This is a genomic window from Oceanithermus profundus DSM 14977 (genome assembly GCF_000183745.1).
GTDB classification, from domain to species: domain Bacteria; phylum Deinococcota; class Deinococci; order Deinococcales; family Marinithermaceae; genus Oceanithermus; species Oceanithermus profundus.
Genome location: NC_014761.1, coordinates 1,614,154 through 1,633,078, shown reverse-complemented (window position 1 = coordinate 1,633,078; position 18,925 = coordinate 1,614,154). Strand labels below are relative to the sequence as shown.

Below are 18,925 nucleotides of genomic sequence, written 5' to 3'. Positions count from 1 at the left end.
AGGAGCTGAACCATGGGCAGATACATTGGTCCCGTTTGCCGGCTTTGCCGCCGTGAAGGCGTGAAACTCTACCTCAAGGGCGACCGCTGCTACAGCCCCAAGTGCGCCATCGAGCGCCGGCCCTACGCGCCGGGGCAGCACGGTCAGCGCCGCGCCCGCCGTCCGAGCGACTACGCGGTGCGGTTGCGCGAGAAGCAGAAGATGCGCCGCATCTACGGCATCAGCGAGAAGCAGTTCCGCAACCTCTTCGAGGAGGCCTCGAAGAAGAAGGGCGTGACCGGTACGGTCTTCCTGCGCCTGCTCGAGAGCCGCCTCGACAACGTCGTTTACCGTCTGGGCATCGCCAGCAGCCGCAAGCAGGCGCGCCAGCTGGTGCGGCACGGCCACATCGCCGTGGGCGGCCGCAAGGTCACCGTGCCCAGCTACCGGGTGCGCCCCGGCGACGTGATCGCCGTGACCGAGGCGGGCAAGAAGATCGGCGCCATCCAGGCCAACGCGGAGGCGGCCAAGGGCCGCAAGACCGGGCCCTGGCTGGAGTTCGACCCCGAGAAGATGGTGGGCAAGTTCCTGCGCCTGCCCGAGCGTGAGGACCTGGCCCTGCCCGTCAACGAGCAGTTGGTCATCGAGTACTACTCGAGGTAAAGGAGGCGGTCTTGTTGGAAACCTTAACGGCGAAAGCCCCGGTACTGACTTCCCGCGTCGAGGGGAACTACGGCGAGTTCGTGCTCGAGCCCCTGGAGCGCGGCTTTGGCGTCACCCTGGGCAACCCGCTGCGCCGCATCCTGATGTCCTCGATTCCCGGTACCGCGGTCACGAGCGTCTACATCGAAGACGCGCTGCACGAGTTCGCGACCCTGCCCGGCATCAAGGAGGACGTGGTCCAGATCGTCCTCAACCTCAAGGAGCTGATCGTCAAGTTCCACGAGCCCGGTTCCAAGACGCTGCTGCTGCGCGTCGAGGGGCCGCGCGAGGTCTACGCGCGCGACCTGGTCGTGCCCTCGAGCGCCGAGCTCGTCAACCCCGACCTCTACATCGCCACCCTGGGCGAAGGCGCCAAGCTGGTCATGGAAGTGCGCGTCGACGAGGGCGTGGGCTACGTGGCGGCGGAGAAGCACGGCATCAAGGACCGCATCAACTCGATCCCCGTCGACGCCCTCTTCTCGCCGATCAAGCGCGTGGCCTTCCACGTCGAGGACACCCGTCTGGGCCAGCGCACCGACCTGGACAAGCTGATCCTGCGCATCTGGACGGACGGCTCGGTCACCCCCGACGCCGCCCTGGCGCAGGCGGTCGAGATCCTGCGCGGGCAGCTGGGCTACTTCGACCAGCTCGCGCCGCAGGCCGCCCCCGAGCCCGAGGCGGCGGAGGCGCCGGCGCCCGAAGCCGCGCCCGCCGAACCCGAAGAGGCCGCGGCCGAGCCCGGCCGTGAGGGCATCGCGCTCGAGGACCTGGGCCTTTCGACCCGCGTGCTGCACAACCTCCGCGAAGAGGGCATCGACTCGGTGGCCAACCTGACCGCGCTCACCGAACGCGAGCTCAAAAAGGTGCCCGGCATCGGGGAGCGCAGCGTGGAAGAGATCAAGGAGCGCCTCGCCGCGCTCGGTCTCGCGTTAAAGGAGTAAGCCATGCGCCACATGAAGACCGGACGCAAACTCAACCGCTTCAGCGATCACCGTCGCGCGATGTTCCGCAACATGGCCACGGAGCTCCTGCGGCACGGGCGCATCCGCACCACGATCCCCAAGGCCAAGGAGCTGCGCCGCTTCGTCGAGCCGCTGATCACCAAGGCCAAGCGCGGCGACCTCTCCGCCCGCCGCCAGGTGATCCGCGAGATTCACGACCTCGACGTGGTGCGCCGCCTCTTCGACGACATCGCCCCCCGCTACGCCGAGCGCAACGGCGGCTACACCCGCATCCTCAAGCTGGCCGAGCGCCGGCGCGGGGACGGGACCCAGCTCTGCATCATCGAACTCGTCGAGTAGCGCCGCCGGCGCACAAGGCGACGCCGCCCCAAGGGGCGGCGCTCGTCGTTTCCGGCCGGACTAGCCCTCTTCGGTTCGGGGCTCCTCGGAGGCCTCGGCACCCGCGTTTTCGGTGTTCGCGAGCTCCTGGGTCACGTCGGGGAAAACGCGGCGGCCGCCGCCCTCGCGCTCGAGCAGCTCCCGGTATTCCTTGAGGTCGATGAAGCGGTCGGTGGCGCTGCGGATGTCGAGGTCGACGAGCTCGGGAATGCCCAGAAGGTGCACCTCCTTGCCCATCGTGCGCACCGCCTCCACCGCGGGCACCAGCTGCGCCGCGCCGCTCGCGAGGAGCGCCACGTCCCAGCGGGGGGCGGTGATGAGCAGGTCGGTGGCGATGTGCGCCTCGAAGCTGGGCGCCTCGCCGCGCACCTCGCGCGAGCGCACCGAGTAGCCCATGAAGATCAGGGCGTCCAGGAACTTTTGTTGCCGTTCGTCGTTCCAGTCGGTGATCGGCGCGTAGTAGAAGGCGTTGAAGAGCGCGAAACCGGAAGGGAAGTGCTCGATCACCTTGCGATGGTCCACGTTCCAGCCCATCCGCTTGGCGCAGTTGTACACGAACGAGCCGTCAATAAACAAAGCCAATCTATCCACGCGCCCATCATACTCTATGCGCCCGGCAAACGAAACGGCGCGGGCGCGCCCGCGCCGTTTCCGGACGTGCGGGCCTCAGCCCTTCTGCGGCTCGCAGGTGTTGACCCCGAGCAGGCGGTACAGCGGGCAGAAGCGGAAAGCGGCCGTGACCACCAGGATGATGCCGACGATGAGCGCGACCGTACCCCAGGTACCGGCGATCCAGCCCAGGAAGTAGGCGAGGAGCAGCACCACACCGAGCACGAAACGGAAGATCTGATCTCCCTTCCCAACGTTGCAGCCCATGATGTCACCTCCTCTTCAAGCCTAGCAGAAGGCGGCGGCGCGTGCGTTCCCCAAGCCACCTTTGCGCTCCGTCCGGGAACGCGGTGCCTGCGGCGCCAAAGGTCAGCGGCGGGGCCTGGCCGCCCAGTACGAGCGGGCCGCGCCGGCGATCAAGACGACGGCGGCGGTCAGAATCATGAGGCCGAGGGCTTGTCCGGGCCAGCCGGAGAAGTAGACGAGCAGCAGCCCGGCGCCCAAGGCCAGGCGAACGGCGGGGCGGCCCTGCTTTGCGTTGCGGTCCATGTCGTCCCCCTTCCGCACCAAGGTACCGCGGGCCGGGCGCGCCGGGTGTTTCTTGGATTACCTTTGATCGTCGCCCACGGTCAGCACCACCTTGCCGAAGACGGCGCGGTCTTCCAGCAGCGCGTGGCCCCGGGCCGCCTCTGCGAGCGGCAGCACCCGGCCCACCACCGGGCGAAGCGCCCCGGCCTGGACGTGGCGCATCACCTCGAAGAGGCGCGCCTTCGAGCCCATCGTCGAGCCGTAGATCGTCAGCTGGCGGTAGAAGACGTGGGCCAGCGGGGTCTGGGCCAGGTAGCCGGAGGACGCCCCGACGAGCGCGATCCGGCCTCCGTTGCGGGTGGCCTTGAGGACCCCTTCCCAGAACTCGGCGCCGGTATGGTCGGCCACCGCGTGCGCGCCGCCGCCGGTGAGCTCGCGCACCCGCCGGTGCCAGCCGGGTTCGCGGTAGTTCACCGTCTGTTCCGCCCCCAGCGCCCGCGCCCGCTCCAGCTTCTCCTCGCTGCCCGCGGCGGCGAGCACCCGGGCGCCGAAGAGCCGCCCGATCTGCAGCGCCGCGCTGCCCACGCCCGAGCCCGCGGCCATGACGAGCAGCCACTCGCCCGGGCGCACCTTCAGCTTGTCGACCACCATCTGCCACGCGGTCAGGAAGACGAGCGGCACCGCGGCGGCCTCTTCGAAGCTCAGGTTCGCCGGTTTGGGGAGGAGGTTGGCCTGGGGAACGACGACGTACTCGGCGTACCCGCCCCAGACGTGTTCGCCGAGGATCCGGTACTCGCCGCAGAGGTTGTCGCGTCCCGCCAGGCAGGCTTCGCACCGCCCGCAGGAGAGGCCGGGATTCAGCACGACCTCGCGGCCCAGCAGGTCCGCCTCCACGCCCGGACCCAACGCGTCCACGACGCCGCTGACGTCGGAGCCCAGGACGTGCGGCAGCGGCAGCTCGGGCGAGGCCGCCCCCTTGCGCACCCAGACGTCGAGGTGGTTGAGCGCGACCGCGCGTACGCGCACGCGCACCTCGCCCGGCCCCGGTTCGGGATCGGGCAGCGTGGCGGGCCCGAGCACCCCGGGCCCGCCGCGGGCGTTCATGACCACGGCTTGCATGGGTTCAGCATAACGCCCCGCGGAGGCGGGGCGTGCGGGCTAGAGGGCGCGGACGGCCGCCGCGACCTCGTCGTAGGGCGGTTCCTGGCCGGGATTGTCGGCGATCCAGGCCCAGCGAATCTTCCCCTTGGCGTCCGCTACGAAGGCGGCGCGCTGCGCCAGCTCCTTGAGGCCCTTGAGTTCGGGCAGCACCACGCCGAAGGCGCGGATGGCCTCCTTGTTGAAGTCGGAGAGCAGCGGGTAGTCGATGCGGTTCTTCTCGGCGAAGGCCGCCTGGCAGAACGGGGTGTCGACGCTGATGCCCACGACCTGGGCGCCGACCTCGTTGTAGGCCGCCATGCTGTCGCGGAAGGTGCAGAGCTCCTTCTCGCAGACCGAGGTGAACGATCCGGGGAAGAAGAGGATCACCAGCGGCCGGCCGCGACCGTACGCGGCGAGGTCGACGGGCTCGAGGTCCTTGTTGAACACGGTGGCCTGGGGTATGGGGTCGCCTACGTTTACGCTCATCTCGATCCCTCCGCGTTCCAGCCTACCCCGGTGGGCCGCGGGAAAGGTGACGCGTGGCAGAATACGGGGGATGGTCGAGGTCCGGGGCCGCCGCGTCGTGATCACCCCGCCCGCGGGTGCGGTGGCCTTCGTGGCCGACGTGACCGACTGGACCCACGATCCCTGGCCCCTGCGCGGCCCCGTCGAGCTCGAGCTGCCGCGGGGGGCGATCCTGGAGTACGCCTTCCTGGACGCCGCTGGCGCGCCCCTGGCCGACCCCGACAACCCGGCGTCGGCGCAGAACCCCTGGCGCCCGTACGCGCGCGTCGTGCGGCTGCGCGGCGCCCCCTCGCCCCCCTCGTACCCCAAGGCGTTGCTGGGGCGGGTGCACCCGCTGCGCACCGGCGGTCGCCGGATCGTCGTCTACGAACCCCCGGCGGGTCCGGCGGCCTCGCTGCTCGTCTTCGACGGGGTGGCCTACCACCGCATCGGCAGGCTGGCGCACGCCGCCGAGGCGCTGTGGCGCGACGGGGCGATCGTGCCGCTGCGGCTCGTCTTCAGCGAGCCCGAGGACCGCGAACGCGAGTACCGCTTTGACCCCGCGCTCGAGCGGCACCTGCTCGACGACGTCCTGCCCGCCGTCGAGGCGGCGTTCGGCCCCGGAGGCCCCTGGGGGGCGTGGGGGGCGAGCCTGGGCGGGCTCGCGGCCCTCTGGCTGGGGCTCGAGCACCCCGACGTCTTCGCGCGGGTCGGCGCCCAGTCCCCGGCGCTGCTGGCCGCACCCGGTGGGCGCGACGCCCGCCGCGACCCCGAGTGGCTTGCGGAACGCTACCGCCGGGCCGAGCGCGGCCCCGCACGGGTCGCGCTGCAGGTGGGCCGGCTCGAGTGGCTGCTGGCTCCGGCGCGCCGCTTCGCGGCGGTGCTGGCGGAGCGGGGGACGGCGCACGAGTACCGCGAGTACCCCAGCGGCCACAACTGGACCACCTGGCGGATCGGCGCGGCGGAGGGGCTGGTGGATCTGTTCGGTGCCGACCTTGACGTAAGATAGGGCCGTGCCGCGCGACTGGGACGCCTACTACCAGGGCAGCCCCGAAGCCTTCGACCCCGCCTTCGTGGTGCGGGCCTACGGTTTCCTGCTGCCCGACGGGGAGGTGCTCGACCTTGCCGGGGGAACGGGGCGCAACGCCTTCTTCCTGGCCTGCCGGGGGCACCGCGTCTTCCTGCTGGAGAAAAGCGCGGTCGCCGTCGAACGGGTGCGCGCCATGGCGCAACGGCGGCGCGCCGCGGTGCACGCCCTGGTGGCCGACCTGGAGGCCGCGCCCGGCGACCTTCCCCCCGGCCCCTTCGCGGGCGTGGTCGTCAGCTACTTCGTCAGCCGGCCGCTGATGGCCCAGCTCGCGCCGCGGCTCAAGCCGGGAGGCCTGGCCCTCGTCGAGGGGTTCAACCGCAGCGAGGCGCTGCGGCGGGGGCGGCCCGAAAGCCCGCACTACTGGGAGCCGGGCGAGTTGATGCGCCCCCCCGAGGGGCTCGAGCTGCTGGCGGCGGGGGAGGGCTGGCAGGGGCTGGCCTACCGCAGCTGGGCGGTCTGGCGCCGGGGCTGAGCCCGGACGGTATACTCAGGACCATGAACAAAATCTGGTCGCACATGCGCGACGCGCTCGAGCGCGTCAGCGGTGCGGGCCCCGAGACCGCGGGCTGGAGCGAGCGCGGCTACCAGGCGGCCGCCTGGGTGGGCCTGGTCGTCCTCGCCTGGGCCTTCGCCTGGCTGGGCAAGGCGGTCACCCTGCGGGCGGCGCGCCGGCTCGAGCCGCGGGTCCGCCGCCGGCTGGCGGGCGGTTGGGACCTGGTCTTCTGGAGCGCGGCGCTCGTCTTCGCCGTGGCCGTCTTCGGCCTCGGGGATCCGCAGGAGGTGGCGCGCGCCGCGGCCAAACTGCTCTTCGTCTACCTCGTCTGGGTGGCGCTCGAGGCGTTCGTCGAGGGGCGGCTGGTGCGCCGGGGCTTCGACCCCAACCTGGTGCTGCTCCTGCGCTACGTGACCCTGACCCTGCTCGTCGTCTGGGGCGCCTATATGGTGGCGGGGGCGCAGATCGCCCCGGTGATCGGCGCTCTGGGTGTCCTCGGTCTGGCCGTGGGGCTGGCGGCGCAGGACACCTTCTCGAACTTCATCGCCGGCATCATCCTGCTGATGGACCGCCCCTTCAAGATCGGGGACTGGGTGCAGATCGGCGGCGAGTACGGCCAGGTCGAGGGGCTGACGCTGCGCACCACCCGGCTGCGCACCCCCGACAACGAGAGCGTCGCCATCCCCAACGCGGTCGTGGCCGGGGGCGAGATCAAGAACCTCTCGGCCGGCGGTCCCCTGCGGCTGCGCATCCCCGTGGGGGTGGCCTACCGCCACGACCCCCGCGAGGTGCGCAAGGTGCTCGAAGCCGTCGTCGCCGCGCACCCCAAGCTGCTCTCCGACCCCGCGCCGGCGGTGCTGGTGACGGGCCTGGGGGACAACAGCGTGGACTTTACCCTGGTGGTCTGGATTCCCGAGCACGAGATCCCGGGGTACCCGGTCGTGGCCGCCGAGCTCACCGAGGCGGCCAAGATCGCCCTGGACGAGGCCGGCATCGAGATTCCCTTCCCCCAGCGCACCGTCTGGTTCCCCGAGCCGTTGCGGGTGATTCAGGAAACGCCGTCCGGCGGGTAGGCCGCCTCCAGCGCCTCCCACAGCGGCAGCAGCGCCGCGTGCAGCCGGTCGAGGCCGGCTTCGCTGGGCCGGAGCTGCGATTCCGTGCGCTCGAGCAGCCCCTCCGCCTCCAGCCGCTCGATGGCCGGGGCGAGCACGCGTTCGAGGTCGGCGAGGCCGCTCCGGCGCGCCAGCGCGGCGAGGTCCACCCCCTCGCGCAGGCGCAGCCCCATCATCAGGCCTTCCTTAGCGTGCTCGAGGGGGCCGATCGTTTCGCGCGCGGGCGGCTCGCCCGCCGCCCAGCGCGGCAGCGGCGGGTTCGTGCGCCGTTCGGCCACGCCCGGGCCCGCGTGGGTGTAGAAGTGGGCGCTGGCCGCGGGCCCCAGCCCGCCCCATTCCGCCATGCGCCAGTAGGCGAGGTTGTGGCGCGCCTCCTCGCCGGGCCGGGCGAAGTTGCTTACCTCGTAGCGCGCCAGCCCGGCCCGGCCGAGCACCGTTCGGGCCAGGGCGAAGGCCGCCGCCTCGCGGTCGGGGTCGGGCTCGAGCCCCACCAGGGCGAAGGGCGTTCCGGGTTCGACCTGCAGCGTGTAGGCGGAGACGTGGCCCACCCCCAGCGCCGCCGCGGTCTCCAGGTCGGCCCTCACGTCCTGGCCGGGCAGCCCCAGGATCAGGTCCACAGAGACCCGAAACCCCGCGTCCAGCGCCTCCTCCACGGCCCGGAGCGCGCCGCGGGCCTTGTGGGCGCGGCCCAGGCGCGCGAGCACCGGGTCCTGGAAACTCTGCACCCCCAGCGAGAGGCGGTTCACCCCCAGCGTGCGCAGCCGTTCGAGCCGGGCCGGGGAGAGGGTGCCGGGGTTGGCCTCGAGGGTCACCTCCGCGCCGGGCGCGAGCGCCCAGGGCAGGGCGGCGAAGAGGCGCGCGAGCTCGCGGTCGCGCAGGTAGCTGGGCGTCCCGCCGCCCAGGTAGAGGGTGGCGAGCGTTCCCGGCCGTTGGGCGTGGAGGGCTGCAGCCTCGGCCGCGAGCCGCTCCAGGTAACGCTCCACCAGCCCCGGCCCCCGGCGCACGACGTGGAAGTCGCAGTAGGGGCAGATCGTGGGGCAGAAGGGGACGTGCAGGTAGAGGTGGCGCATCGGCGGCCTCATTGTATGCGGCGCTAGGATGAGGGGGTGGAAGGGGTCGTCCTCACCCGCAACCCCGAGAAGGACCGCGAGCTCGCCCGTCGCCTCGACGCCTTCGGGGTGCCGTACGCGAGCGTCCCCTTGCTGGAGCACGCGCCCGGACCCGACTTCCCCGACCTCGCCGGTGCGTTGGGCGAGGCCTGGGCCTGGGTGGCCGTGACCTCGCCCACCGCGGCCGGTTTCCTGGCGCGCGCCTGGGAGGCGGCGGGGCGGCCGGCGCTGCGGGTGGCGGCGCTGGGCGGAGGCACGGCCCGGGCGCTCGAGCGCGCGGGGCTCACGCCCGAGTTCACCGCCCCCGAGGCCTACGGCCGGGCGCTGGCCGAGACCCTGCCGGAGCCCGGCCCGCTGCTCTGGCCCACCTCGAGCCGGGCCGGGGAGGAGCTGGGCCGCGTCTTGGAGGCCCGGGGCTTCCGGGTGCGGCGGCTCGACGCCTACACCACCCGCCCCCGGCCGCTCGCGCCGGAAGAGGTCGCGCGGCTCGAGGCCGCCGCCGTCGCGGCGGTCGCCTCGCCCTCGGCGGTGGCGGCTTGGGTGCGCGCCGCCGCGGCCCGCCCTCCGCTGGCCGCGATTGGGCGCGTGACCGCGGAGGCGGCGCGCGCCGCCGGCTTCGTCTGCGTGGTCTGGCCGGAGCGGCCCGGGGTCGCGGGCTGGGCCGAACGAATCCGCGACTTGTACGAGGAAAAGGGACACCTGCCCTGAGGTGGTTTGGGGTAAACTGCCGCTTGGGAGGGCGTCGTGGAACCGCCGCTGGAGCTCGTCGGAATCAGCCACAAGACCGCACCCATCGGGGTGCGCGAATGCGTGGCGGTCTCCGGGGCGCGCCTCGGGGTGCTGCTCGGGGAACTGGCCGACGAGGCCGACGAGGCCGTGGTCGTCTCGACCTGCAACCGCACCGAGGTCTACCTGGTGCGGCCGCGGCGTTCGGCGCTCGAGATCTACCGCGACCACCTGGGCCAATACACCGCGTACGCCTACCGCCACCGCGGTCAGGCGGCGCTCAGGCACCTCTTCCGCGTCGCCGCGGGGCTCGACAGCCTGGTGGTGGGGGAGGCGCAGATCCTGGGTCAGGTCAAGAACGGCCTCTTCGCCGCGCGCGAGGCCGGCACGACCGGCCCCATCAGCGAACAGGCGTTCCAAACGGCGATCGCCGCCGGCAAGCGGGCGCGCGCCGAGACCGCGATCGGCCGCGGCGCCACCAGCGTGGCCTACGCCGCGGTGGACCTCGCCCGCGCCGTCTTCGGGGACCTGGCGGGCCTGCGGGCCCTGGTCCTGGGCGCCGGCGAGATGGCCGAGCGGGTGCTCGAGCACCTGGCCCACTACGGCGCCCGCGAGGTCTGGGTGCTGAACCGCACCCTCGAGAACGCGGAAAAGCTCGCCGGGCGTTACGGCGGCCGGGCCTGCGGCATGGAGCACGTGGCCGAGGCGCTGGCCTGGGCCGACATCGTCATCGCCTCCGCGGCCGCCCCCCACTACGTGGTGCGCGAGTCGCGGGTGCGCGAGGTGCTGGAGACCCGCACCCAACCGCTCTTCCTCATCGACATCGCCCTGCCGCGCAACGTGGACCCGGCGGTGGGCCGGCTGGCCGGCGCCTACCTCTACAACCTCGACGACCTGGAGACCGTGGCCGAGAAGAACCGCGCGGCGCGCGCGGGCGAGCTGCCCCGGGTGGAACGCATCGTGGAGGACGAGCTCGCCGGCTGGATGGAGTGGTACGCCGGCCACGTCGCCGCCGACCGGATCCAGCGGCTCAAGGCCTGGATCGAGGACGGGCTGCGGCGGGAGCTCGAAGCGGCCCTCGGCGGTGCGGCGCGAGGCGAGGAGCTTGAGCGGCTGGTGCGGCGGCTCAGCGGCAAGACCGCGCACCCCCTGATTCAGATGGCCAAGGATCCCAAGCTGGGGCCGCGGCTCGAGCGGATGCTGGAGGGCTAGCGTGACCGCCGCCCTGGCCGGCCTGGGGGCGCTCGTACTCCTGGCCTCGCTGGTCTGGGACGAGCGGCGCTCGGGCTGGTCGCTGTGGTTCTTCTTCGCGGCGGCCGTCTGGCACGCCGTCACCACCGGACAGGTGCTGGGTTCCTCGTTCGAAGCGGCGATGCTGCTCGTCATCGGGCTGGTCGGGGTGGCGCGGGGCTACGCGGCCCGGCCCCGCTGGCGCACCTGGGTGCGCTACGCCTACGCCACCGCGCTCTTCTTCGCGCTGCTCTCGCTGCGTTTCGTGGGCACCACGAGCGGACCGCTGCCCTGGTCGCTGGTGGTGTTTCACGCGGGGGTCCTCACCCTCGCTTACGTGAGCCTGACCGTGGCCTTCCTGGCGGCGGTGGCGGGCTGGGCCCAGCACCGCCGGCTCAAGTCCGCCCCCTGGCGTTCGCTCTCCGCACCGCCGCTCGTGGGCCTGGCGCGGCTCGAGGGCCCCTACCTGCGCGCCGGCTACGTCCTCTACACGGTGGGGGTGCTCACGGGGATGGCCTGGGCCTGGCGCCTGTGGGGGAGCCCGGTCGCCCCCGACGTCAAGGAGCTGGCCACGCTGGTGACCTGGGCGCTGTTCACGCTGCTGCTGCTCGAATACCGGCCGGGCCGCGTCGGCGGCGGCCGGGTGCTCCTCTGGTGGGCGGCCTACGCCGCCCTGGTCTTCGTCTTCTTCGTGGCCCCGTACTGGGGCGGACGCCACCCCGTTTAGCATATGTAAAGCAGCACTTGACAATACATAAAATTAGGGTTTACAATCAGGCCAAGGAGGTCCAGATGCTGGCTTCGGTTTCTTGGCAAGACCCTGCGGCGCTCGCGGCCCGCGTGCGCACGCTCCGCCGCGAGGCGGCGGCCGCCCGGCGCGGCGGTTTCGCAGCGACCCCGGAACCGCGGGCGCGAAACGAAGGCCGCCCCCGGACCTTCCCGGGCGTGGAAAGGCTGGGAGGCGCTCATGGATGAGTTCATGCGGATCGCCAAACTGCTCGAAGAGGGCAAGATCGACCCCGAGGAGGCGGGGCGGCTGCTCGAGGCGCTGGACGAAGGCGGGCGGGCGCCCGCCGCGGCGGGCGCCGCCGGGCGCCTGCGGGCGCGCCTCGAACGCGCCGACCTGGAGGTGCGCGTGCGGGAGGGGCTGAGCGCCCCCGTCGTCGAAGAGGACGGCGGCTTGGGGCTGCGGCTCGAGGCCGCCGACGGGGGCTGGCAGCTCACGGGAACCTCGCGGCAGCGCTTCCTCGGCGCCTTCGGCCTGCTTTCGGCCCGAAAGGCGGCGGTGCTGGCGCTCCCGGTCGGGGTGGGGCTCGAGCTGCGGCTGGGCCAGGGCGAGGTCCGCGTCGAGGGTGTGCTGCCGGCGCTGAAGGCGCAGCTGGGCCAGGGGAGGCTGCGCTTCGCCGCCGCCGAAGCGCTGGACGTGCAGCTGGGCCAGGGCGAGGTCCAGGGAAGCGTCCGCATCACCGGCGGCCGTCACCGCGTGCGGCTGGGCATGGGCAGGGTGAAGCTGGTCCTGGCGGAAGGAAGCGACGTGCAGTTGCACGCGAGCACGAGCCTCGGCGAGCTCAGGGTCCGCGGCGGCCTGCAGCACCGCGGGGAAGGGCGCGCCCAGCACTTCGAGGGCGCGCTGGGCAGCGGGCAGGGCCGGCTTGAGATCGCCGTAGGCATGGGGGAAGTGGAGGTGGAGACGCCATGAACGAAGAACGCAAACGAATCCTGCAGATGTTGGCCGAAGGGCAGATCACCACGGAAGAGGCGGCCGAGCTGATCGAGGCGCTGGGCGACGCGCCGCATGCGGATGCGGAGCTGCGGCCGGGGGGTCCGGCGCGGCTGTTGCGCATCTACGTGCACGACCCGGAGGACGCCACCGAGGTCAAGGTCAACCTGCCGCTGGCGCTGGCGCGCTTCGCGCTCAAGTTCATCCCCGAAGAGCAGCGGGCCCAGATCGCCGAGGCCGGTTTCGACCTCGACGAGCTGCTGGCCTCGCTGAAGAGCGAGACGCCCGAGGGCCGGTTGGTCGAGCTCGAGCAGGCCGACGGCACCCGGGTGATCATCGAGGTCGTATGAGTTCCTTGCTGAACAGGCTGCGCCGCCGCCAGCCCCGCTGGCTGCACTTCGAGGTTCGGCCCGGCCGGGGGCGGGGGCTGCGCTTCGTCCTGCCGCTCGAGCCCTTCGAGACCCCGATCGCCTTCCTGATCGCCCTCGCGGGTTGGATGGCGCAGCGCAAGCTGGGGGTGCGCGGCGGCTGGCGGCTGCTGCTGCAGCCGCCCCGGCTCGGCCTCGAGCGGCTTCGCCCCGACGAGCCGCTGCTGGAAGTCAAATCGCGCGACGCCTACGTCGTTCTGCGTATCGGAGGACTGCTGTGAAACCGCTCATGCCCTACGAATGCCCCGTCTGCCACGCGCGCCTGGAGGTGACGGGACTGGCCTGCCCCAGCTGCCAGACCCGCATCGAGGGGCGTTTCGCCGTCAACGAGTTCGCCGCGCTGCCCCCGGAACAGCTCGAGATCCTGCGCCTCTTCGTCAAGACCCGGGGCAACCTCAAGGAGATGGAGCGCATCCTCGGCGTCAGCTACCCCACGGTGCGGGCGCGCTTCGAGACCCTGCTGCGGGTCCTCGGGTACGAGGCGGAGGCGGGTTCCGACGTGTCCGTGGAGCGGGCGCGGGTGCTCGAACAGCTGGAGAAGGGCGAGATCAGCGCAGATGAGGCGGCGGAGCTGCTGCGTGCTTTAAAGAAACACTGAAGGTGGTGCCCTCGCCCACCTGCGACTCCACCCAGACCTCGCCGCCCAGGGCCTCGACGATGGCCTTGACGATGGCCAGCCCCAGGCCCGAGCCGCCCGCGGCGCGGTCGCGCGCCTTGTCCACCCGGTAGAAGCGTTCGAAGAGGTGGGGCAGGTGCTCCGGCGGAATGCCGGGGCCGTTGTCGCTCACCTGCACGATCACCCGGCCCGGCGGCCGCCGCACCCGCAGCGTGATGCGGGTGGCCCCGGCCTTCACCGCGTTCGCGATCAGGTTGGCGAAGACCTGGTGCAGGCGTTCGTCGTCCCCCTCCACCCAGACCTCGTCGGGCGCCTCGAGGACGATCTCGCCCTCGAAGGTGGGGGCGTACTCGCTGGCGATCTCCTGCAGCAGGCCGCGCAGCTCGACGGGGCGCACCTCGAAGCGCCAGCCCCCTTCGCTGCCGGCCAGCTCGAGCAGGTCGGTGACGAGCTTGGTCATGCGCTCGCCTTCCCGCCGGATCGTCTCCAGGCTCTCGCGCTGCACCTCGTTGACCGGGGTGCGCCGCAGCAGGTAGCCGACGTGCCCCAGGATCGCGGTGATGGGGGTGCGCAGCTCGTGGGAGGCGTCGGCGAGGAAGCGGCTCTGCGTCTGGAAGGCGTGCTCCAGCCGCTCGAGCATGCGGTTGAGCGCGCGCGCCAGCGCCGAGACCTCGTCGTGGGTCTCGGGCTCGGGCAGGCGGGTGCGCCCCTTGATGCTCACCTCCTCGGCCTTCTGGGCGATGGCCTCGAGCGGTTCCAGGGTGCGCGCCACCAGCAGGTAGGTGAGCACGCCCCCCAGGGTGAGGACGAAGATCGAGGTGAAGAGGAAGACGCGCGAGAGCTCGGCGAGGGTGGACTCGAGCGGCCGCAGCGGTTTGGCCACGAAGATGGCCACCCAGGTCTCCAGGTTCAAAGGCGCCGTGGGCGCTTTGACGAGGACGCCGTAGACGAGCAGCCGCAGCGGCGGTCGGTCGCCCTGCGGCAGCTGAGCGGTGGCCCAGACCTCGCCCTTCTGCAGGAGCTGGGCGTAGTCGTTCGGGGTCAGGAGGAGGCGCTGGCCCAGGGTGCGGCTCGTCGCCGCGATCACCTCGTTGGTGAACGACTCCGGCGTCGGGTGGCTGGGGATGAGCAGGTCGATCTCGCCGTAGACCGAAGGCGGCAGCACCTTGTTGAGCACCCCCGAGCGCGAGCCGATGCTGAACTCGATCTCGTACTGCTGGATCACCTGGGCCATCGCGTCCTGCAGCTCGGCCCGCAGCGTCTGGTAGAGGTAGCGCTGCAGCAGCGCGTAGACGCTGGCCCCGATGACGAGCAGCGACAGCGAGAGCACCAGCAGCGTGAGGAGGGTGATGCGGGTGCGCAGGTTCACGGGGTATGGCCGGGGCCGCTCGCCACCTTTCCTCGGGGAGTGGGGATCAGTCCTCGCGCAGCACGTAGCCGACGCCGCGCACGGTGTGGATCAGCCGGCGCTCGCCTTCGGCCTCGAGCTTCTTGCGCAGGTAGCCGATGTAGACGTCGACCACGTTGGAGCCGCCCTGGTAGCCGGGCCAGACCTTTTCCTCGATCTCGAAGCGGCTGAAGACCTTGCCGGGGCTGCGGGCGAGCAGCTCGAGCAGCTCGAACTCCTTGTTGGAAAGCTCGATGCGGCGGCCGCCGCGGAAGACCTCGCGCCCCTCGAGGTTGATGATCAGGTCGGCGACGCGGATCTCGCCGGTGATCGCCGGGGTGACCCGGCGCAGGTGGGCGCGCACCCGGGCGAGCAGCTCCTCGATGGAGAAGGGCTTGACCAGGTAGTCGTCGGCGCCGGCGTCGAGGCCCTCGACCTTGTCGGTGACGGCGTCCTTGGCGGTGAGGATGAGGATGGGGATGTTCGAGGTCTTGCGGATGCGCCGCGCCACCTCGAGGCCGTCCATGACCGGCAGCATCAGGTCGAGGATGACCAGGTTGGGGCTGGTCTCGCGGAACTTGGAGAGGCCGGTGATGCCGTCGTACGCCACCTCGGTGCGGTAACCCTCGGCCTGGAGCTCGAGCTCGATGAAGCGGGCGATGTCCTTCTCGTCTTCGACGATGAGGATCAGCGGTCCGTCCATGTGTTCGCTGGCTTCGTAGTCGTGTTCCATCATGGTTTAGGTATAGCCTACTTTCTCATGAGAAAGTGGCGTATATCTTAAGAATACACTCATTTATGAAAACCGTCAAGCCGGCGGGCTAGCTGCTGGCGGCGAACAGAACCCAGACGGCGGCGAACATCGTGGCGCTGCCCCCGAGTACGAAGAGGTGCCACAGCTCATGAAAACCGAAGCCGCGGAAGTTGGGCCGCTTGAGCGCGTAGACCAGCGCGCCCACCGAGTAGAGCGCGCCGCTGGCGAGCAGCCAGCCCAGGGCCGCCGGCGGCAGCTGCAGCTGGGGCACCAGGAAGACCGCGAGCCAGCCCAGGCCCAGGTAGGAGAGCGTCGAGAGCCAGCGGGGTGCGGTCATCTTCCAGAGCTTGAGGGCGATGCCGAGCGCCGCCAGCCCCCAGACGAGGCCGAGCCAGCCCCAGCGCGCGACGCCGTCGAGGCGGGTGAGCAGCACCGGGGTGTACGACCCGGCGATGAAGAGGAAGATGGCCGCGTGGTCGAGCTTGCGCAACCAGGCGAGGCCGCGCTCCCCCAGGCGCGCGGCGTGGTAGCCGGCGCTGGCGGCGTACATCAGGAACATGGTCACGCCGAAGACGACGGCCCCCGCCACCAGACGGGGATCGGGCCAGGCCAGCGCCACCAGCCAGGCCAGCGCCGCGAGGGCCAGCAGCGCACCGGCGGCGTGGGTGTAGGTGTTGACGGGTTCGCGCGGGGTCTTCACCCTTCGAGCCTACGCCGAACCCGCTTGAGCTGGGTGAGCCTCGGGGGCGCGGGCGAAGACCCAGAAGCGGTCGGTCAGCGGGTCGGGGGTGCGGCCGCCGGGGTAGGTGAGGCAGAAGACGGGGCCGTAACCCAGCCGCTCCAGCATCGCCCTAACCTCTTCGGGCTCGTAGCCGCGCTCCAGGTGCACCTCGACCTCTTCCCCCACCCAGGCTTCGAGCCGGCCCAGGCGGGTTTCGGGGTCGTAGCCGTAGACGAGGCGGACGCCGTCCTCCTCCCAGACCTCCTCGCGCCAGAGCTCGCGCAGGCCCTCGGGGGTGTTCAGGTCGGCGGCGAGCCAGCCCCCGGCGTGGAGGTGCCGCAGGGCGGTGCGGAAGGCCGCCTCCAGGTCCGCGGGTTCGGTGAGGTTGTTGAGGCTGTCGAAGGCGGAGTAGACGAGGTCGAAGCGGCGCCTCAGGTCGAAGCCGCGCACGTCGGCGCGCTCGAACCACACCCCCGGCAGCTTGGCGCGGGCGCGGGCGAGCATCTCCGCGGAGACGTCCACCCCCGCGGCCTCGAGGCCGCGGGCCACGAAGGGCTCGAGGGCGCGGCCCGTCCCCACCCCCAGCTCGAGCACGCTGCGCGGGAAGCAGCCCTCGCCCCCCAGCACCGCGAGCACGAAGCGCGCCCATCCCTCGTAGGGGACGTCTTCCATGAGGTGGTCGTAGACCCGGGCGAGGATCGAGAACGGCGGGTGCGGTTCCACGCCCCCCAGTCTACGGCGGTACAATGGAACCATAGCACCCCCCTTTGGGGAGAAAGGACCGAGCATGAAACGTTTCCGTACCCGTGCGCTGCACGTGGGTTCGCGGCCCGACCCCGCCACCGGGGCCCACGTCACCCCCGTGTACCGCACGTCCACGTTCGCGTACGGATCCTTCGACCGCGGCGCGCGAATGTTCGCGGGCGAAGAGTCCGGCTACGTCTACACCCGCATCGGCAACCCCACGGTGCGGGTGTTCGAAGAGAAGCTGGCGAGCCTCGAGGGCGCCGAGGACGCGGTGGCCTTCGCCAGCGGCATGGCGGCGATCGCGGCGCTGACCCTGACCTTCCTGCAGCCGGGCGACGAGCTGGCCTTCCTCGGCCCCCTCTACGGCGGCACCGAGGGGCTCTTCCTGGAGACGCTCGCGCGTTTCGGCATTCAGGTGCGCGACGTTTCCGAGGAGCCGCCCGCGGCGTGGGTGGGCCCCAAGACCCGGATGCTCTACGTGGAGACGCCCACGAACCCGACGCTGCGCATCCACGACCTGGCGCAGGTCGGCGAGGTGGGGCGCGCGCACGGGGTGCTGACCGTCGCCGACAACACCTTCGCCACCCCCTACCTGACGCGGCCGCTCGAGTTCGGGCTGGACGTGGTGGTGCACTCGGCGACCAAGTACCTGGGGGGCCACGGCGACGCGATCGGCGGCGTGGTCGCGGGGCCCGGGGAGATGATGCAGGAGCTGCGGATGCACGGTCTGCGCCACGTCGGCGGGGCGATGAGCCCCGAGGACGCCTTCCTCTTCATGCGGGGAATCAAGACGCTGGCGCTCCGCATGGAGGCCCACTGCGACGGCGCCGAGGCCGTGGCCGCCTACCTGGCCCGCCACCCGGCGGTGGCCCGGGTCTACTACCCTGGGCTGCCCCAGCACCCCGGGCACGAGGTCGCCGCGCGGCAGATGGACCGCTACGGCGGGATGGTGGCCCTCGAGCTGCACGGCGGCTTCGACGCGGCCCGCGTCTTCCTCGACGGCCTCGAGCTCTTCACCCAGGCGGTCTCCCTGGGCGACGTCGAGTCGCTGGCCACCCACCCGGCGAGCACCACCCACGAGCTACTGCCGCCCGAGGTGCTCGAGCGCCAGGGGATCACCCCCGGGCTGGTGCGGCTCTCGGTGGGGATCGAGGACCCGCGCGACCTGACCGAGGACCTGGAGCAGGCCCTCGCGCGCGTCGAGCGCAGCCTCGTCTCCTGACGGGACCGGTCAAGAAGAAGGCCGCCGCGCTTTGCGCGGCGGCCCGTCCTTCGAGCGGCGGCTACGAGACCTTCTTGTAGCGCAGGTACCAGCGCTTGAACTCGACGTACTCGTCCTTCTTCGCTTCGTCGGCCTTGATGTCGTCGATGGTGCCCGGAGGCGGCACGATCGCCGACTCGCCCGGACGCCAGTCGGCCGGGGTGGCCAGGCCGGTCTTGTCGGTGAACTGCAGCGCGTCCACCAAGCGCAGCACCTCGTCGATGTTGCGGCCGTTGGTCAGCGGGTAGTAGAGCATCGCGCGCAGGATGCCCTTGTCGTCGATGACGAAGACGGTGCGCACGGCGGCGGTGTCGGCCGCGGCGGGGTGCACCATGCCGTAGAGGCTGGAGACCTTCATGTCCAGGTCGGCGATCACCGGGAAGTCGATGGTGATGCCGGTCAGGTCCTCCAGGTCCTTGATCCAGGCCAGGTGGCTGTAGATGCTGTCGATCGAGAGACCGACGAGCTGCACGTTGCGCTGGGCGAACTCGTCCGCGCGCTTGGCGAAGCCCAGGAACTCGGTGCTGCAGACCGGGGTGAAGTCCGCCGGGTGACTGAACAGCACCACCCACTTGCCCTTCAGGTCCGAGAGCTTGAGCGTGCCCTTGGTGGTCTTGGCCTCGAAGTCAGGCGCCGGTTCGTTGAGCCGCGGAAGCGAGACGACTTTTTCCGTGTTTTCCATACCCGTATACCTCCAAGGGGTAGGATAGCGCAAATCACGTTTTAGTG

At 71.5% G+C, this 18,925-nt stretch carries 25 protein-coding genes; 14 read left to right on the top strand and 11 right to left on the bottom strand.

The window, feature by feature from the left end; all coding sequences use genetic code 11:
* Positions 1-12: 12 nt before the first annotated feature.
* From rpsD to rplQ, 3 genes are read left to right on the top strand one after another with little or no spacing between them, the layout of a single operon-like run.
* Complete coding sequence (gene rpsD / locus OCEPR_RS08080; RefSeq protein WP_013458224.1) at positions 13-642, top strand: 30S ribosomal protein S4; 630 nt, start codon at positions 13-15, stop codon at positions 640-642.
* Between the two features lie 11 nt (positions 643-653).
* Entirely contained in the window at positions 654-1,622 is a 969-nt protein-coding gene (locus OCEPR_RS08075) for a DNA-directed RNA polymerase subunit alpha (protein WP_013458223.1), read from the top strand.
* Positions 1,623-1,625: 3 nt separating this feature from the next.
* The gene (rplQ, locus tag OCEPR_RS08070; RefSeq protein ID WP_013458222.1) at positions 1,626-1,982 is read left to right on the top strand and encodes a 50S ribosomal protein L17; all 357 of its coding nucleotides are present in this window, start codon (positions 1,626-1,628) and stop codon (positions 1,980-1,982) included.
* A gap of 60 nt (positions 1,983-2,042) precedes the next feature.
* Here the strand turns inward: rplQ and OCEPR_RS08065 are convergent, their stop codons facing one another.
* The 5 genes from OCEPR_RS08065 to OCEPR_RS08045 form a co-directional block, all read right to left on the bottom strand.
* A complete protein-coding gene (locus OCEPR_RS08065; RefSeq protein WP_013458221.1) occupies positions 2,043-2,612 on the bottom strand; it encodes a LabA-like NYN domain-containing protein in 570 nt (189 codons plus the stop codon).
* Between the two features lie 75 nt (positions 2,613-2,687).
* Positions 2,688-2,897, bottom strand: a complete 210-nt coding sequence (locus OCEPR_RS08060) for a YgaP family membrane protein (protein WP_013458220.1) — start codon at positions 2,895-2,897, stop codon at positions 2,688-2,690.
* Between the two features lie 102 nt (positions 2,898-2,999).
* Positions 3,000-3,179: a hypothetical protein gene (locus OCEPR_RS08055; RefSeq protein WP_013458219.1), complete on the bottom strand. Its 180-nt coding sequence runs from the start codon at positions 3,177-3,179 to the stop codon at positions 3,000-3,002.
* A gap of 57 nt (positions 3,180-3,236) precedes the next feature.
* Positions 3,237-4,277, bottom strand: coding sequence for a zinc-binding dehydrogenase (locus tag OCEPR_RS08050; protein ID WP_013458218.1), 1,041 nt, complete (start codon positions 4,275-4,277; stop codon positions 3,237-3,239).
* Between the two features lie 39 nt (positions 4,278-4,316).
* On the bottom strand, positions 4,317-4,784 hold the full coding sequence (locus OCEPR_RS08045) for a redoxin domain-containing protein (RefSeq protein ID WP_013458217.1): 468 nt from the start codon (positions 4,782-4,784) through the stop codon (positions 4,317-4,319).
* Positions 4,785-4,854: 70 nt separating this feature from the next.
* Here OCEPR_RS08045 and OCEPR_RS08040 point away from each other — a divergent pair, with 70 nt between their 5' ends.
* Genes OCEPR_RS08040 through OCEPR_RS08030 form a run of 3 tightly spaced genes read left to right on the top strand, consistent with a single transcriptional unit; the run spans position 4,855 to position 7,458 of the window.
* A complete protein-coding gene (locus OCEPR_RS08040; protein WP_013458216.1) occupies positions 4,855-5,811 on the top strand; it encodes an alpha/beta hydrolase in 957 nt (318 codons plus the stop codon).
* A 4-nt stretch (positions 5,812-5,815) separates the two neighbouring features.
* Positions 5,816-6,364 (top strand): class I SAM-dependent methyltransferase, encoded by a 549-nt coding sequence (locus OCEPR_RS08035; RefSeq protein ID WP_013458215.1) that lies wholly within the window; start codon positions 5,816-5,818, stop codon positions 6,362-6,364.
* Positions 6,365-6,387: 23 nt separating this feature from the next.
* The gene (locus OCEPR_RS08030; RefSeq protein WP_013458214.1) at positions 6,388-7,458 is read left to right on the top strand and encodes a mechanosensitive ion channel family protein; all 1,071 of its coding nucleotides are present in this window, start codon (positions 6,388-6,390) and stop codon (positions 7,456-7,458) included.
* Here OCEPR_RS08030 and hemW read toward each other — a convergent pair.
* Entirely contained in the window at positions 7,434-8,567 is a 1,134-nt protein-coding gene (hemW, locus tag OCEPR_RS08025; protein ID WP_013458213.1) for a radical SAM family heme chaperone HemW, read from the bottom strand. The two genes, OCEPR_RS08030 and hemW, sit on opposite strands and share 25 nt — an antisense overlap.
* A gap of 36 nt (positions 8,568-8,603) precedes the next feature.
* Between hemW and OCEPR_RS08020 the strand changes: the two genes are divergently transcribed.
* The 7 genes from OCEPR_RS08020 (at position 8,604) to OCEPR_RS07990 (ending at position 13,308) form a co-directional block, all read left to right on the top strand.
* Entirely contained in the window at positions 8,604-9,314 is a 711-nt protein-coding gene (locus OCEPR_RS08020; RefSeq protein ID WP_013458212.1) for a uroporphyrinogen-III synthase, read from the top strand.
* A 36-nt stretch (positions 9,315-9,350) separates the two neighbouring features.
* Entirely contained in the window at positions 9,351-10,544 is a 1,194-nt protein-coding gene (gene hemA, locus OCEPR_RS08015; RefSeq protein ID WP_013458211.1) for a glutamyl-tRNA reductase, read from the top strand.
* A gap of 1 nt (position 10,545) precedes the next feature.
* Positions 10,546-11,289, top strand: coding sequence for a cytochrome c biogenesis protein CcsA (gene ccsA / locus OCEPR_RS08010; protein ID WP_013458210.1), 744 nt, complete (start codon positions 10,546-10,548; stop codon positions 11,287-11,289).
* 240 nt (positions 11,290-11,529) lie between these two features.
* Positions 11,530-12,261, top strand: coding sequence for an SHOCT-like domain-containing protein (locus OCEPR_RS08005; protein ID WP_013458209.1), 732 nt, complete (start codon positions 11,530-11,532; stop codon positions 12,259-12,261).
* The gene (locus OCEPR_RS08000; RefSeq protein ID WP_013458208.1) at positions 12,258-12,632 is read left to right on the top strand and encodes an SHOCT-like domain-containing protein; all 375 of its coding nucleotides are present in this window, start codon (positions 12,258-12,260) and stop codon (positions 12,630-12,632) included. The genes OCEPR_RS08005 and OCEPR_RS08000 overlap by 4 nt, the downstream gene beginning before the upstream one ends.
* Entirely contained in the window at positions 12,629-12,931 is a 303-nt protein-coding gene (locus tag OCEPR_RS07995) for a hypothetical protein (RefSeq protein ID WP_013458207.1), read from the top strand. The genes OCEPR_RS08000 and OCEPR_RS07995 overlap by 4 nt, the downstream gene beginning before the upstream one ends.
* An 8-nt stretch (positions 12,932-12,939) precedes the next feature.
* Positions 12,940-13,308: a DUF2089 domain-containing protein gene (locus tag OCEPR_RS07990; protein WP_041554119.1), complete on the top strand. Its 369-nt coding sequence runs from the start codon at positions 12,940-12,942 to the stop codon at positions 13,306-13,308.
* Here the strand turns inward: OCEPR_RS07990 and OCEPR_RS07985 are convergent.
* From OCEPR_RS07985 to OCEPR_RS07970, 4 genes are all read right to left on the bottom strand, one after another.
* The gene (locus OCEPR_RS07985) at positions 13,259-14,695 is read right to left on the bottom strand and encodes a sensor histidine kinase (protein WP_013458205.1); all 1,437 of its coding nucleotides are present in this window, start codon (positions 14,693-14,695) and stop codon (positions 13,259-13,261) included. The two genes, OCEPR_RS07990 and OCEPR_RS07985, sit on opposite strands and share 50 nt — an antisense overlap.
* Positions 14,696-14,741: 46 nt before the next feature.
* Positions 14,742-15,416 (bottom strand): response regulator transcription factor, encoded by a 675-nt coding sequence (locus OCEPR_RS07980; RefSeq protein WP_041554805.1) that lies wholly within the window; start codon positions 15,414-15,416, stop codon positions 14,742-14,744.
* 118 nt (positions 15,417-15,534) lie between these two features.
* Positions 15,535-16,167 carry a PAQR family membrane homeostasis protein TrhA gene (gene trhA / locus OCEPR_RS07975; protein ID WP_013458203.1) on the bottom strand — a complete coding sequence of 211 codons (633 nt, stop codon included), beginning with the start codon at positions 16,165-16,167 and terminating at the stop codon, positions 15,535-15,537.
* A 9-nt stretch (positions 16,168-16,176) separates the two neighbouring features.
* Positions 16,177-16,911, bottom strand: a complete 735-nt coding sequence (locus OCEPR_RS07970; RefSeq protein ID WP_013458202.1) for a class I SAM-dependent DNA methyltransferase — start codon at positions 16,909-16,911, stop codon at positions 16,177-16,179.
* Positions 16,912-16,975: 64 nt separating this feature from the next.
* Between OCEPR_RS07970 and OCEPR_RS07965 the strand changes: the two genes are divergently transcribed.
* The gene (locus OCEPR_RS07965) at positions 16,976-18,157 is read left to right on the top strand and encodes a trans-sulfuration enzyme family protein (RefSeq protein WP_013458201.1); all 1,182 of its coding nucleotides are present in this window, start codon (positions 16,976-16,978) and stop codon (positions 18,155-18,157) included.
* Between the two features lie 61 nt (positions 18,158-18,218).
* Here OCEPR_RS07965 and OCEPR_RS07960 read toward each other — a convergent pair whose 3' ends face one another.
* On the bottom strand, positions 18,219-18,878 hold the full coding sequence (locus tag OCEPR_RS07960) for a peroxiredoxin (RefSeq protein ID WP_013458200.1): 660 nt from the start codon (positions 18,876-18,878) through the stop codon (positions 18,219-18,221).
* Between the last annotated feature and the right edge of the window lie 47 nt (positions 18,879-18,925).

Excerpts from the sequence above, each read along its gene's own strand:
- OCEPR_RS08045 (WP_013458217.1), bottom strand. The coding sequence starts at position 4,784 with ATGAGCGTAAACGTAGGCGACCCCATACCCCAGGCCACCGTGTTCAAC.
- OCEPR_RS08055 (WP_013458219.1), bottom strand. The coding sequence starts at position 3,179 with ATGGACCGCAACGCAAAGCAGGGCCGCCCCGCCGTTCGCCTGGCCTTG.
- OCEPR_RS08000 (WP_013458208.1), top strand. The coding sequence starts at position 12,258 with ATGAACGAAGAACGCAAACGAATCCTGCAGATGTTGGCCGAAGGGCAG.
- OCEPR_RS07960 (WP_013458200.1), bottom strand. The coding sequence starts at position 18,878 with ATGGAAAACACGGAAAAAGTCGTCTCGCTTCCGCGGCTCAACGAACCG.
- OCEPR_RS08040 (WP_013458216.1), top strand. The coding sequence starts at position 4,855 with ATGGTCGAGGTCCGGGGCCGCCGCGTCGTGATCACCCCGCCCGCGGGT.
- OCEPR_RS07995 (WP_013458207.1), top strand. The coding sequence starts at position 12,629 with ATGAGTTCCTTGCTGAACAGGCTGCGCCGCCGCCAGCCCCGCTGGCTG.
- OCEPR_RS08060 (WP_013458220.1), bottom strand. The coding sequence starts at position 2,897 with ATGGGCTGCAACGTTGGGAAGGGAGATCAGATCTTCCGTTTCGTGCTC.
- rpsD (WP_013458224.1), top strand. The coding sequence starts at position 13 with ATGGGCAGATACATTGGTCCCGTTTGCCGGCTTTGCCGCCGTGAAGGC.
- OCEPR_RS08050 (WP_013458218.1), bottom strand. The coding sequence starts at position 4,277 with ATGCAAGCCGTGGTCATGAACGCCCGCGGCGGGCCCGGGGTGCTCGGG.
- OCEPR_RS08005 (WP_013458209.1), top strand. The coding sequence starts at position 11,530 with ATGGATGAGTTCATGCGGATCGCCAAACTGCTCGAAGAGGGCAAGATC.
- OCEPR_RS07965 (WP_013458201.1), top strand. The coding sequence starts at position 16,976 with ATGAAACGTTTCCGTACCCGTGCGCTGCACGTGGGTTCGCGGCCCGAC.
- OCEPR_RS07980 (WP_041554805.1), bottom strand. The coding sequence starts at position 15,416 with ATGGACGGACCGCTGATCCTCATCGTCGAAGACGAGAAGGACATCGCC.
- OCEPR_RS08030 (WP_013458214.1), top strand. The coding sequence starts at position 6,388 with ATGAACAAAATCTGGTCGCACATGCGCGACGCGCTCGAGCGCGTCAGC.
- OCEPR_RS07990 (WP_041554119.1), top strand. The coding sequence starts at position 12,940 with ATGCCCTACGAATGCCCCGTCTGCCACGCGCGCCTGGAGGTGACGGGA.
- rplQ (WP_013458222.1), top strand. The coding sequence starts at position 1,626 with ATGCGCCACATGAAGACCGGACGCAAACTCAACCGCTTCAGCGATCAC.
- hemW (WP_013458213.1), bottom strand. The coding sequence starts at position 8,567 with ATGCGCCACCTCTACCTGCACGTCCCCTTCTGCCCCACGATCTGCCCC.